This is a genomic window from uncultured Novosphingobium sp. (genome assembly GCF_964277725.1).
In the GTDB taxonomy this organism is placed as follows: Bacteria; Pseudomonadota; Alphaproteobacteria; order Sphingomonadales; family Sphingomonadaceae; genus Novosphingobium; species Novosphingobium fluoreni.
This window is the reverse complement of record NZ_CAXYKL010000119.1, coordinates 1-12667: the sequence shown is the minus strand read 5'-3', so window position 1 is coordinate 12667 and position 12667 is coordinate 1. Positions and strand designations below refer to the sequence as shown.

General features: G+C 60.5%; 13 protein-coding genes. 10 read left to right on the top strand and 3 right to left on the bottom strand.

Annotated features, from left to right (window positions below; all coding sequences use genetic code 11):
* Together ACHWRX_RS07065 and ACHWRX_RS07060 are read left to right on the top strand one after the other, a co-directional pair.
* On the top strand, positions 1 to 1079 hold a 1079-nt coding region (locus ACHWRX_RS07065), incomplete at its 5' end, for an acyl-CoA dehydrogenase family protein (RefSeq protein WP_394658659.1).
* Entirely contained in the window at positions 1076 to 2038 is a 963-nt protein-coding gene (locus ACHWRX_RS07060; RefSeq protein ID WP_394658658.1) for an alpha/beta fold hydrolase, read from the top strand. The genes ACHWRX_RS07065 and ACHWRX_RS07060, both read left to right, overlap by 4 nt.
* Before the next feature lie 45 nt (positions 2039 to 2083).
* Here ACHWRX_RS07060 and ACHWRX_RS07055 read toward each other — a convergent pair whose 3' ends face one another.
* Positions 2084 to 3655, bottom strand: a complete 1572-nt coding sequence (locus tag ACHWRX_RS07055; protein ID WP_394658657.1) for an AMP-binding protein — start codon at positions 3653 to 3655, stop codon at positions 2084 to 2086.
* Positions 3656 to 4081: 426 nt separating this feature from the next.
* Here ACHWRX_RS07055 and ACHWRX_RS07050 point away from each other — a divergent pair, with 426 nt between their 5' ends.
* The 6 genes from ACHWRX_RS07050 (at position 4082) to ACHWRX_RS07025 (ending at position 8265) form a co-directional block, all read left to right on the top strand.
* On the top strand, positions 4082 to 4222 hold the full coding sequence (locus ACHWRX_RS07050) for a hypothetical protein (RefSeq protein ID WP_288486252.1): 141 nt from the start codon (positions 4082 to 4084) through the stop codon (positions 4220 to 4222).
* Positions 4219 to 4710 (top strand): FAD-binding protein, encoded by a 492-nt coding sequence (locus ACHWRX_RS07045; protein WP_394658660.1) that lies wholly within the window; start codon positions 4219 to 4221, stop codon positions 4708 to 4710. Before ACHWRX_RS07050 ends, ACHWRX_RS07045 begins: the two co-directional genes overlap by 4 nt.
* A 67-nt stretch (positions 4711 to 4777) precedes the next feature.
* Positions 4778 to 5572, top strand: coding sequence for an enoyl-CoA hydratase/isomerase family protein (locus tag ACHWRX_RS07040; protein WP_058736603.1), 795 nt, complete (start codon positions 4778 to 4780; stop codon positions 5570 to 5572).
* Between the two features lie 124 nt (positions 5573 to 5696).
* The gene (locus tag ACHWRX_RS07035; protein WP_394658656.1) at positions 5697 to 6506 is read left to right on the top strand and encodes an enoyl-CoA hydratase/isomerase family protein; all 810 of its coding nucleotides are present in this window, start codon (positions 5697 to 5699) and stop codon (positions 6504 to 6506) included.
* A gap of 68 nt (positions 6507 to 6574) precedes the next feature.
* Complete coding sequence (locus ACHWRX_RS07030; protein ID WP_394658655.1) at positions 6575 to 6895, top strand: 2Fe-2S iron-sulfur cluster-binding protein; 321 nt, start codon at positions 6575 to 6577, stop codon at positions 6893 to 6895.
* Between the two features lie 116 nt (positions 6896 to 7011).
* Entirely contained in the window at positions 7012 to 8265 is a 1254-nt protein-coding gene (locus tag ACHWRX_RS07025; protein WP_394658654.1) for a cytochrome P450, read from the top strand.
* Between the two features lie 126 nt (positions 8266 to 8391).
* Here the strand turns inward: ACHWRX_RS07025 and ACHWRX_RS07020 are convergent, their stop codons facing one another.
* A complete protein-coding gene (locus ACHWRX_RS07020) occupies positions 8392 to 9168 on the bottom strand; it encodes an SDR family oxidoreductase (RefSeq protein ID WP_394658653.1) in 777 nt (258 codons plus the stop codon).
* Positions 9169 to 9382: 214 nt separating this feature from the next.
* On the opposite strand from ACHWRX_RS07020, the gene ACHWRX_RS07015 reads away from it, so the two are divergent.
* On the top strand, positions 9383 to 10426 hold the full coding sequence (locus ACHWRX_RS07015) for a phosphotransferase (protein WP_394658652.1): 1044 nt from the start codon (positions 9383 to 9385) through the stop codon (positions 10424 to 10426).
* A 20-nt stretch (positions 10427 to 10446) separates the two neighbouring features.
* Positions 10447 to 10872: a heme-binding protein gene (locus tag ACHWRX_RS07010; RefSeq protein ID WP_394658651.1), complete on the top strand. Its 426-nt coding sequence runs from the start codon at positions 10447 to 10449 to the stop codon at positions 10870 to 10872.
* Between the two features lie 315 nt (positions 10873 to 11187).
* Here ACHWRX_RS07010 and ACHWRX_RS07005 read toward each other — a convergent pair whose 3' ends face one another.
* Entirely contained in the window at positions 11188 to 12396 is a 1209-nt protein-coding gene (locus tag ACHWRX_RS07005; protein WP_394658650.1) for a cytochrome P450, read from the bottom strand.
* Positions 12397 to 12667 lie beyond the last annotated feature (271 nt).

Here is a 12667-nt window from a genome sequence, read left to right as displayed (position 1 = left end):
TGCAGCGCATGCTGCTCGATAGTGCCGAACGCTACCTGTCAGAGCGCTTCACGCTGGAACATCGCCGCTCTCTGCGCGAGACGCCGGACGGTCTTGACACCGATGCCTGGGAGAAATTCGCCGAGCTGGGATGGCTGGCCCTGGCGATACCGGAAGATCTCGGCGGGCTGGGCGGCAGCATGGCGGATGTCGCCGCACTGGCCACCGCGCTGGGATACAGCTGCGTTTCGCAACCGTTCACCAGCACCGCCGTCGTCGCGCCGATCATCCTCGCGGGCGCTGATGATGTGCAAACAGATCTCATCGAAGAGATTGTCGGCGGCAGCGCACGCATTGCCTTGGCGCACGACGAGATCGGCGATCGCTACGACTATTCCGAACCGCGCGGCACATCGCTGACCGGGGGCGGCAATGGGCAGGTGCTCAACGGGCAGAAGATGGTCGTGATCGATGCACCTTCCGCCACCCACCTCATCGTGTCGGCCAATGAAGGCGATGAACTGGTGCTCGTTCTCGTACCGGTTGATGCGGCGGGGACGGAACAGTCGCCCTACCCGCTCTACGATGGTAGCCGCGCGGCCGACATCCGCTTTGACGGCGTAGAGGGTGGCGTAGTTTTGGCCCGCGGCAACACGGCGCGCGATCTGCTGGCGAAGGCCCTGGATCACGGCCGTGTCGCCTATGCGGCACAGATGGTTGGCTCGATGGAAGCAGACCTGGCGCTGTGTTCCGGCTATCTCAAGGAACGGCAGCAGTTCGGCCAGCCCATCGGCAAGTTCCAGGCGTTGCAGCACATCATGGCCGATATGTTCGTCGCGACCCATCAGGCACGATCGATCCTGTACTTTGCCCTCTCGACGATCGACGCATCCGCCGAGGAACGCGCCCGCGCGATCTCGCTGGCAAGGATCAACATTTCCGAGGCCTATCAGATCGTCGCGCGGCAGGCGATCCAGCTTCACGGCGGTTATGGCATCACCGATGAATACGACGTCAGCCATCATTACCGCTACCAGATGGTCCTCGAAAAACTGTACGGCGACGCTGCCTTTTACGAACGACGGCTGGCTTCACTTTGAGCGAAGCAGAAACCGGCCTTCAGCGTGTGGGTCTCGACAAATGGGGCAAATTGCCGCGCCTCCTCGCTCCCCTGGAGGGCCGAAAGCCAGAAGCCCCGGCATGGTTCGACGAGGCGATGGCACTGCCCGTCATCGAGCATCGTATTGCTGTGGATGGCGCCGAGATCGAGGCTCTTTCGTGGGGTGATCCCAAAGCACCGCCGGTTCTGCTGCTGCATGGGTCCATGGCCCATGCCCGTTGGTGGAACCCCGTCGCGCCTTTGCTGTCGAAAGATCATCACGTCATTGCCATGTCTTTCGCGGGTATGGGTGGCTCGCAGTGGCGGGATAAGTACTCGACCACGCAGATGGCACGTGAAGCCATGGGCGTCGCCGAAGCGTTGAGCATGTTCGATGGACCTGTAAAACCCGTACTCATCTCGCACAGTTTTGGTGGCAAAGCCGCTTCCATCGTCGCTGGAGATCACGGAGAGAAATTTGCAGGCACGGTCTTTGTCGACTCGTTCATTCTCCCCGGTCTGGAAATTGGTGGCAACCCACCACCCTATCGCCACCGGGAATATGAAACGATCGCGGATGCCATAACCCGCTTTCGGCTATCGCCAGATCAACCCAGCGGCGAACTCTATATCCTGGACGCGATCGCGCGAGGCGGCATAGTCAAACGTCATGGTGCCTGGACGTGGTGCTTCGATCCGGATTTCTTTCATAAGATCGAATTCGAAAACACCTGGGATGAAGCGCGGCGATCGTTATGTCCGCTCGCCTTTATCCGTGGGGAGCACTCTCCGATCGCAACGCGCGCTGACTTTGCGTTGCAGCGAGCGAACATGCGCTCTGACAGTATCTTCATCGAGATACCGGAAGCGTACCACCACATCATGGTCGATCAACCGCTGGCACTGACTGCTACATTGCGCGCGATCATCGCGTTCTGGTCGTTGCCTGACGCGAAATGATGGGTAGCGGGAGCGGGGCTGGCCCACTCCCGCCTTTGCCTCTCCTCACGCCATCGCGCGCAGGTCGGCCTTGATGACCTTGCCAGTGGCGTTGAGCGGCAGGCTGTCCACTATGCGGACCGAGCGCGGCACTTTGTAATTGGCCAACTCTTCCCGGCACCAGGTAATGATTTCGGCTTCCGTCAGATCGTGATGGGCGACTGGCACGACGAAAGCCCGGCCCACCTGGCCAAGGCGCGTATCATCGACACCGATGACAGCGACTTGGGAAATACCCGGCATCATGCTCATCACGCGCTCGATCTCGGCCGGATAGCAATTGAAGCCACCGCACAGATACATATCCTTGATGCGATCGGTGATGTGCAAATTGCCTGCCTCGTCGATCCAGCCGGCGTCACCGGTCAGCAGGAACCCGTCTTGCGTAAAGGCTTTTGCCGTCGCTTCCGGGTTGTCGAGGTAGCCCAGCGTCACTTGCGGGCCGCGAACCGCGACTTCGCCCGGTTCGCCGATCGGCACCTCCGCTTGATCGGGCCCGACGATCTTCATCTCCATATTGCTCAGGATATGGCCGACCGTCTGGGCAATGACTTCGGGGCCATCACCCTTGCCGGTGGTCGTAACCGAGCCCGCGGTCTCGGTCAGGCCATAACCGGTCTGGATCATGGTATTCTTGCCGAAGCTGACCAGCATATCCTCGATCAAACGCACGGGGACAGTGGTACCGCCGGTGGAAACGATACGCAGGCTGGACAGATCGGTCTTCTTACGATCGGGGTGATCGATAAGTGCCTGGGCGATAACCGGAACCGTTGGCAGCATCGTGACCCGCTCACGCTCGATCATGCGAAGCAGATCGCCCGCATCAAAGCTGCTGACCGGCAGAATGCGCACGCCATACAGCAAGGATACCTGCCAGCCCGCGCGATATCCCGCGTTATGTGCGAAAGGATAGGTTACGCCGAAGACATCGTCCGAGTTGAAGCCGTTGACCTCTGCGGCCTGAATATCACAGGCGATCAGGCTCTGCCGCTGCGTCATCAACACGCCCTTGGGGCGTCCGGTGGTGCCGGACGTGAAGATGATGTCCGCCAGATCGTCGCCGGAGCCTTGCGCGATCCTGGCATCCACGGCAGCGTCGTCGGCGCAGTCAGACCAGTTGCGCAATGCATTCAGCGATAGCACTCGATCGCCTGTTGACCCGCCCGTTTCCCCAAGCACGACGATATGCTCGACTGCCGGCAAATCCTGCGCGCCAAGCGCTTCGACGTAGCTGTATTCACCAAAGCCGCGATCGGTAAAAACGAGGCGTGCCTTTGCATCGCGCAGGATGTCACCCGCTTCCCGTCCCCGCAGGCGCGTGCCGATCGGGATCAGCACACCGCCCGCGGCCTGGATGCCCAGCGCCGCGATCACCCATTCGGCGCTGTTCACACCCCAGATGCCGATGCGATCCCCATGTTCGATGCCAAGCGCGATCAGGGACGCGGCCACCTCGCGGCTTGCCTTCTCCAAGTCGCAATAGGTCCAGTCCTGCCCCGCGAAACGGATGCTGATATGATCGGCGTAGATCGCAGCAGCCTGTTGAAACCGATGGTACAGGGAAGGATTTTCCATAAGCCTCGTCGCGCCTTTGGTGTTTGGACAAAACGCTTGCGGCGGCGGCACGGCAGACGCAAGGCTGAGCCACATCGGGGCGCGCAGGATCGCATTGGCGATCCATGCTGACAGCATGTCGCAGCGGGCAGCACCGGGCAATCCGCCGGCTAGTTCTCGTTTGCCGGCACCGATCTGCAATGCGCCGCCGGTTACAAGGACAGCGCGGATCGCCTGGCTGCAGACCGGCTGCGCGCCCGTAACGGGCGCAACGGTCGCGCATTCGTGGATCGCTTTGCCGAATGTCAGCTCGACACCTACGAGTGGTTATGTCGCCACGGCGTGAGTACGAGCGGGTCCAGCTCAGCGGGGGTCAGGGCATTCCCCGCCGCCATGCATGCGATCCCGCCCAGGCGATGAGCGCGCTGTAAGCCGCGCTGACTACGCATGGACGGCCTCACCCGTTGCGATCAGATCGGGGCCGAACGCCTGGAGCGCGATGCTCAAAGCTGGATCGTTCACGCCCGCGGCAAGGCTCATACTGCGCGCAGCGTGATCATCGCCAGCGGCGGGGAGCGCTCGCCCTGAACCTGGGTTCGCAGCGGTTCGTCAACGAATTGCTTTCCTACGAGGAGATCGGTGGTGCATGCCTTCGTCAGCGGGACGGAATCGCGTTTCAGGTCTTTGACGAGGATACGATGGCGCAAGCACAGGAAATTCCCTTCAACTTGAACTTCCGCGCCGCGCTGAACCTTGGCATCGTGCGGCAGGCGGATAGCATTTCACAGATTGCCGGCTCGGTCGGTCTGGACGGAATGGCATTGGAGGAAACGGTCGCGCGTTATAACGCGATGATTACAGGCGAAGTCGACACCGAGGCCCAAGCGCTCGACCAGTTCGGCGCGAGGATTGACGGTCTTTACGCCGCAGGAGAAGTGACCGGCGGTTTCACCCCCACCAAGATCGGGGAAACCTGCGGTACCGGTGCAGGCATCGCCCTGATGATAAGGACAGCCGAAATGCGATTGCCGATTTCGTTGTGGGCGGCACCCGTGTCACTACAAACCGTGAATTGAAACCGACGAGGCCCGCCGCCTGGATTTGTGTGGCACGGCCTGCTCTCAAGATCGAGGACTGAGCGCGATGTACGATTATGTAACCGCCCTGAAGCTGGACCGGCGCGACAATGGCGTCCTTGTCATCACCCTGGACAACCCGCCGACAAATCCCTTCGAAGGCGCGATGCACGATGATCTGCGCCGCGTGCTGACAGACGTGAACGCGGACCCGGACGTAAAGGTCATCGTGTTGACCGGTGGTGGTGAAAAGGCGTTTTCCGCTGGTGGCGATATTCATGAGATGAAGCGATTGCTGACAGACAATCACGGCACGATCCACGGCTTTATTGAGGCGCGCCGAATGTTGGAAGCGCTGCTGCGCCTGGAAAAGCCATTGATTGCACGCGTGAACGGCCATGCCATTGGCCTCGGCGCGACTTTGGCGCTGTTCTCCGACCTTTGCTACGCGGTCGAGGGCGTGAAGATCGGCGATCCGCACGTAGCGGTTGGCTATGCGGCGGGCGATGGCGGGGCACTGATCTGGCCGCAGTTGATCGGTTACATGCGCGCCCGGGAATATTTGCTCACCGGCGATCCTGTTTTGTCTCAGGATGCGGCGGCGATGGGCCTGATCAACCGCGCGGTACCGCGTGACCAATTGGATGAAGTCGCTTTCGGTATGGCCGACCGCCTTGCAGCGGGGGCCAGCGTGGCGATCAACCTGACGAAGCAGGCGATCAATCTTCCCCTGCGCCGCCAGCTGGAAGGCATGCTGGACGCCAGCGTCTGGTTCGAAGCAATTTCCAGCTTCAGCAAGGACCACGAGGAAGCCGTGAACGCCTTCATTGAAAAGCGCAAACCCAGCTTCAACGGCGATTGAGCAAGACGGCCAAGGTCATTATCCCACAGCGATCGCCGAGCCATCCTGCATCGGCCTGGCGATCGCGTGCCCAAACTCTGGCAAATGGTATTGCCTCGACCGCTTGATCTGAGAGGATATCCGGATGGATGAAGCTGACGCCCTTCTGGTGGATCGCCCGCACCCTGAAATTCTACGGCTGACGCTCAATCGCCCCGAACGAATGAACGCCCTGACCTACGAGGTCGTGAATAAGTTGAATGACATCCTCGATTCGCTGGTCGAGGATACCCAGACGCGCGCAGTCATCATCACGGGTAATGGCCGCGGCTTCTGCTCCGGGCAAGACATGAAGAAGGCGGCCGAGCGGATGGAACCGGGCGGCAGCACCATCGTCACCCGGTATGCCAGCCAAACGCGGTTCGGCTCAATGTCACAACGCATGGCACGGGCTCCGCAACCGATCATCTGCGCGGTAAACGGCGCAGCGGTGGGTGCGGGGATGGCGATCGCTGTGGGTGCCGATATCCGCATCGGCACGCCCGCCACGCGCTTTCTGATCGGTGCGGTGAAGATAGGATTGTCTGCCGGAGAGAGCAGCATCAGCTACTGGCTTCCGCGCTGGATCGGTCCGGGGCGGGCATTCGAAGTGATGTTGACCGGCCGACCGATCGATGCCCAGGAAGCCCTGGCAACGGGACTCATCACCAGATGCGTCGAGCCCGAAGAACTGCAAGACGCCGCGATCGCCCAGGCCGTGGCCATTCTGGAAAACGCGCCGTTCTCCACTTGGCACACGAAGCGCATCATGCGGCGCAATCTCGATGCTACGAGCCTGGACGCCGCGCTGGACGTGGAAAACCCAACGCAGATCGTTACCAACGCGACGGAGGATTATCGCGAGGCGGTCGCTGCTTTCAATGAAAAGCGCAAACCGGTATGGAGAGGACGCTAAGATCTGGCAACGGCTTCACGATGAAGCCGTCAGCCGCTCCGTAAACGTGAACAGATGAGCACCACTCGTTGCCAAGACTTACTTTTGTAGAATTTGACGGTCAAACCCGCGAGGTCGATGCCCGCCTTGGTGAGACCGTCATGCGCTCTGCCCGGAATGCCGGAGTGGAAGGCATCATCGCAGAATGCGGTGGCAGCATGACCTGCCTGACCTGCCATTGCTATGTCACCCTCCCCGAGTCTGGCAGCCTGCCAGAGCCGTCTGCCAATGAGCAAGAAATGCTGGACTGCGTGTTGGAAGCGCGGGAAAACAGCCGTCTGTCTTGTCAGGTCGTGGTTACCCTAGAACTTGACGGGGCAAGGTTTGATATACCGCAGTGGCAAGGCTGACCTGTCTTTCGAAACTGTGCAAGGATGTGATGGAGGCCGCACCGCTATGTAGCGTCCGCTTGCTTATTTCGGGGGCGGGGCTACATGGGTGACCGAAGTTTTGATTGGAGAATGAGATGACGGTGCTGCCGAAGTTGCGCGATCTGGAAGACGCGACCTTCAGTCCCTTCATGGAGGAGTCGCTCCTGTTCGGCGCGCATGACGACCCCTATCCATTTCTCGCTGAAATGCGCGAGAAAGGCCCCGTCCTCAAGGCGGATTACCGCACCGTCATGGGTCTGGGCCCGGACATCACGTTCCCGGCAGACGCGCCTCATTACATGCTGATGAGCTACGAGGCTTGCAGCAAGGCGCTGCTGACACCTTCCGTCTTCAGCAATCAATCTTACATGTACAACCTTGGCGCATGTTTCGGGCGCTCTGTCTCGACGATGGATGCGCCAGAACATGGCCGGTTTCGCCGCATCTTCCAAAAGGTCTTCCTGCCCCAATACGTGAAGGAATGGGGCGGCTCGGTCGTCGATCCCGTAGTGAACGAGCTGCTGGAAACCTTCATTCACGAAGGCAAGGCCGATTTGGTCAACCAGTTCACCCTGCTCTACCCGTTCGGCGTGATCTACAAGCAGCTTGATCTGCCGCCAGAGGAAGGAAAGATCTTCCACAAGCTTGCGGTAACGCAAACCCTGGTGTCAGTCATGAGGGACAAGGGCGTCGAAGCATCCGACAAGTTGGGCGAGTTCTTCCCCCGCCTGATAGCGCAGCGACGCGCCAATCCCGGTGACGATCTGGTGAGCCTTCTGGTTCAGACAGAAGTGGATGGCGAGTATCTGCCGGAAGACGTACTTGTGTCCTTCTTCCGTCAGCTGATCAATGCAGCCGGAGATACCACGTACCGCGGCACCAGCGTGCTGCTGGCGAATTTGCTAAAGCACCCTGACCAGATGGAAGCGCTGCGCCAGGATCGCTCGCTGTTGCCCAACGCCATCGAGGAAGCTCTGCGCTTTGACGGACCGGTGCTGGAGCAATCACGCTGGACCACCACCGACATCGACTTTTTCGGAACGCATATCCCGGCAGGTTCGCTGATCCATGTCATGGCGGGTTCCGCCAACCGCGATCCCGCCAAGTTTGATAATCCTGATGTGTTCGATATCCGCCGCCCGAACGCGAACCGCCACTTGTCGTTCTCTGGTGGACCGCACATCTGCATCGGGCAACACTTGGCCCGCGTAGAGATGACCCGCGCGATCAATGCCATCCTGGACCGTCTGCCCAACCTCAAGGCCGATCCGGACATGCCCCCCGCGCAGCTCAAGGGCGCGATGATGCGCGTGCCGCACCACCTGCACGTTACGTTCGATCCAAGCTAAAGGGCATAGCCCTATCGTACTAAACCCCGGAAGCAGAACGTCGCTTCCGGGGTGATTCTAGATAACATCCACGCCATGCAGCGCGAGAGGGTTGGCCTTCAAGCCAGATCAAGCCAACGCCGAGCCCTAGACACGCTCCGGACGCATGATCGCGTCTGTCCCTCCATCGACGTAGAGAATCTGGCCAACGATAAAGCTGGTTTCCACTTCCAACAGGAACGATGCAGCCTCCGCAATGTCGATCGCTTCGCCATAAGGCCGATCGAGCGCGATCGGTGTGGCCTGGGCCAGCATCGCGCGGCCTTCCTCCGTCGCCAAAATCGGTTCTATCATCGGCGTGCGGATGCGGCCTGGTCCGATCGCGTTGAGCAGGATGCCCGCGCCGGCCCACTCGGCCGACGTGGCTGCCCGCCGTAGCCACTGCGCCACTGCAAACTTGCTTGCGGAATAGTCGCCACCATCGAACACCGCAGTGCTTGTGGCCAGCTTGTCCTCATCACCCGATTGAAGAAGAGCCAAAAACTCGGCATCTATTTCAAGGAACGTTGCGGTGGACGTTATCAGTACGGCGCGCGGTGACTTGGATTGTGCCAAGAGCGGGCGCAATCCTTCAAGAGTGGCGATTGCGCCGTAATAGTTGACCGCACCGGTCAACTTGGCGCTGACCTGCGAGACGCCCGCCGCCGCAACAACACCGTCCAGCGTCCCCGAAACCCCGCCGGATATCAAGCGCTGCGCCTCTGCCGCCATATGCTCGCGGCCTTTACGAGTGCCAAGATCGGCCACGATGTCCGTGTCGCGCAAATCGACGCCGATGGCGGTGTGGCCCTTGCCGCGAAGATGCGCGCAAAGCGCCTTTCCCATGCCGGAAGCGGCTCCGGTAACCAGTATTGTTCTCTCCATGCCGGCAATGAAGCCCAACGGCCGCGGCGATACAAGGGGGCGAGGGCTTTTATCGCCGTCATCATCGATCTGGTGGAGATGCGACGCTCGTGGGTCAACGACTGTGTCGCCATCGCCTATGAGTTAACTGCAACGTCGCATTGTGCTGCTACGCACAACATTGCATCCTTTCGGACCGCGCCGAAAAGTGACTGCACGGCGGGAGAGGATATTCATGGCGAAAACTGCACTGCCCCTGCCCGTGCGTCCCGAAGAAGTCGATGCCGCGTGGCTCGCTGCCGCCACGGGCTGCAACGTCAGCACCGCGCGCGTGGTCGACGTAATCCTGGGCACTTCCACCAAGATCAGAGTCGCGGTGGAGAGTGACATCTTGCCGCCCACGCTCATCGTCAAGGGCGGGTTTGAGGACCACAGCCCGAAGATGAAGGAGATGTATCGCAACGAGATCGACTTCTACTCGCGCATCGCGCCCCACCTGCCGATCAATACGCCGCGCTGCTGGTACGCCGGCTCTGATCCGGGCAGCCATCAGTCAATCGTCATCATGGAAGACCTTGTCGCTTCGGGAGTGACCTTCCTGCATGCCCAACAGCCCGAGACACGCGCTGCGGTCGAGAAAAGGCTCGCGGCGCTGGCACGCTTCCATGCGGCATCCTGGTACGACCCGAAGGTGACTCCGCAAGGCCGGGGTTGGGACTGGGTGCCGCGCCGCTTCACCGACTGGTCGATGGTCTATGCCGAGCGGTATCTGAGCGAAGAGGTCTGGCGGCATTATTGCGAAAGCCCGCGCGGTGCGGCGATCTCGGTCCGGCTCCATGATCGCGATTGGATGCGCCGCGCCCTGAGCGCCTACAACACGATCGAAGCAAACGACGCACAATGCGTGATCCATGGCGATACCCACTTGGGCAACCTTTATGTCGAGGCGGACGGTACGCCGGGTTTTCTCGACTCCCAGCCCTCCGTCGCATCGCCTTTCAACGAAGTTGCCTATCATATCACCGGCGCGCTCGACATCGCCGACCGCGCGGGGTGGGAGCGCGAATTGCTCGATTTTTACCTGGATGCCCTCGCGCAAAAAGGAATCAGGCACGATCGTGAATTGGCTTGGCTGCGGTATCGCCAGTATATCGGCTATGGCTTTTTCATCTTCCTCATCAACGAAATCCGCTTTCAGACCGAGGCGATCAACACAGCGTATACCGCGCGTTTCGGCGCGGCCATGCTTGACCATGACGTGATGAATCTGGTCGGTTGATGGCACAAGGAGACAAACCGATGCCTGGCATGATCGAAACCGTTCCGCAGCTGACCATCGCCGCAGCGCGCGCGATCGCGGGGGCTGCCTTCAGCGAAGCTGAACGGCAAAGCTGCGCGATTGTCGTGGTCGTGCTGGATGCGGGAAGCGAGATCCTGCTGGTCGAACGCGGTAGCGGAGCTCCCGTCTCGTCCATAGAGATTGCGCGGCGCAAGGCCGAATGCGCTGTCGGCTTCGGGATGCCGACTGAAATCCTCGCGTCGGTCAGCGCGAGTAACTTAGCCTTGGCGAACCTGCCCCGGATGCTGCCATTCGAAGGCGGTATCCCGCTGATCGTCGATGGGCGGATCGCGGGCGCCATCGGTGTATCCGGAGCATCGCAAGAGCAGGATCTGGCTTGCGCTCGGGCAGGCATCGCCGCTGTCATGAGCGACATCGCGGGATGAGCGTCGCGATGGGGAACGAGGAGGTGCGCGCAGACCGGCGGTGTACCGCCTGACGGCCGAACCCACCGCCCTCCTGCCGACCTAGATCATCGATCCTTCGAGGCAGATGTGATCGGGCCCCAACCACGCATGACGCCGTGCGGCTGATCTGGCCCTATGACGGTGGAGCTGCGATCTGCGGCGACAAGTCCCTCTTTGCGGGAACTCTGTTTTCCACCCTTCGATCCCCACGAATTCCACCCGATATCAGGCGATTGGGAGAGGGGTAGCGCCCTCTCCCCATTCATGCTTTAGCGCCGCGGGGCTTTTCCCGCGTCAGACGTCCCACTTCAGCGGCAGCGAGAGCACGCCGGTGACACTGCCCGATGCCGCGACCATCGGCTTGCCAGGAACTAGCGAGAAATCCGGGATGCGCTTTAGCCATTCTTCCAGGAACAAAATGATTTCACTGCGCGCCAGCGCCGCGCCGGGGCAACGATGCGGTCCGCTGCCGAACGTCTGGTAATCCGTACCAGTCGCCGATCGATCGAGATTGACGGTCATGGGATCCTCCCAACGGCTGTCGTCCAGCCCGTGCAAGGCGGTCGCTAGGAATAAGGTGTCGCCAGCCTTGATATGAATACCGTCGAACTCGATGTCCTGCGCGGCCTGACGGGCCGGGCCGGCAACGCCGAAGCGGCGAATGATTTCATCGATCCGCTTCTCGATCAATTCAGGCTGCGCCGTCAGGCGGTGGCGCAGTTCGACGTTCACAGCCAAGTGCGCGGCGATAAAGCCCATCATCGACGCCACGGTATCCAGCCCGCCGACGAGAACCTGGGTACATTCGCCGATGATCTCCTCTCGAGTCAACGGACGGCCGAGCACGGTTCCCGTCGCGATCTTGCTGATCATGTCATCGCCAGGATTGGCCAGCCTTTTATCGACCTGCCGGCCGACATATTCCTCCATCTGCGCGTAAGCCGCCAGCTTCTGGACGGGATCGGGCATGCGGACGACCTCGGCGAGCGACGATAACAACAGGCGGTCGTCTGAAGGCAATTCGACAAGCCGCAGGAACACCTCGATCGGGAGGTGCTGGGCAAAATCGACCGCAAAGTCGCATTCGCCGTTTTCGCGAAAACTTTCGATAAGTTCGATGGCCAGTTCCCGTGCGCCTTCGATCGCGGCGCGCAGCGGCTTGCCGATCAGAAATGGCATGATCAAAGAGCGATAGGCGCGATGCAGCGCGCCATCCGCCTGAATCGGGATTTGCGGCTTCATGCCTTCCGGGTTGGGTGGAACCCACAAGCCGCCGTTGATGAAGACCTCGTGATCGCTCATCACGCGCTCGATCACATGCGCCCGCATCGGAATCCAGTGGCCGCCGTACAATGGGCTGTAGATCAGCGCGGGACTTTCGCTTTGGATCGTGCGCCATGCCTGATGAATGTCGGGGTCGACAGACTGGATGTTGAAAATGTCGATATCTCGAACGACATCGCGTGAGACGTGCTGGGGAATCTGCGCCGATTGTGCCGACATTTACTCACCTCTCCATGGCTTTTTGTACGTTATCCAAAACCACTGTATGGTCTGGCTCGTCATTCAGGCACTTTATGCCGCGCCGCTGAGAATGATCCAGCTAAGCGCATCCAAAATGTGATAGGTTACGGCTATCTGACGTCAGCGACGAATGCGACGAGCCGACTGATCATCGCATCCTGCAGGAAAGTGGCCACCTAAGTCCCCGCTCGCCCGACCAGTCATGCCCCCTAGGCCATCACTGAGCTACACGATAGCCGCATATCGATCG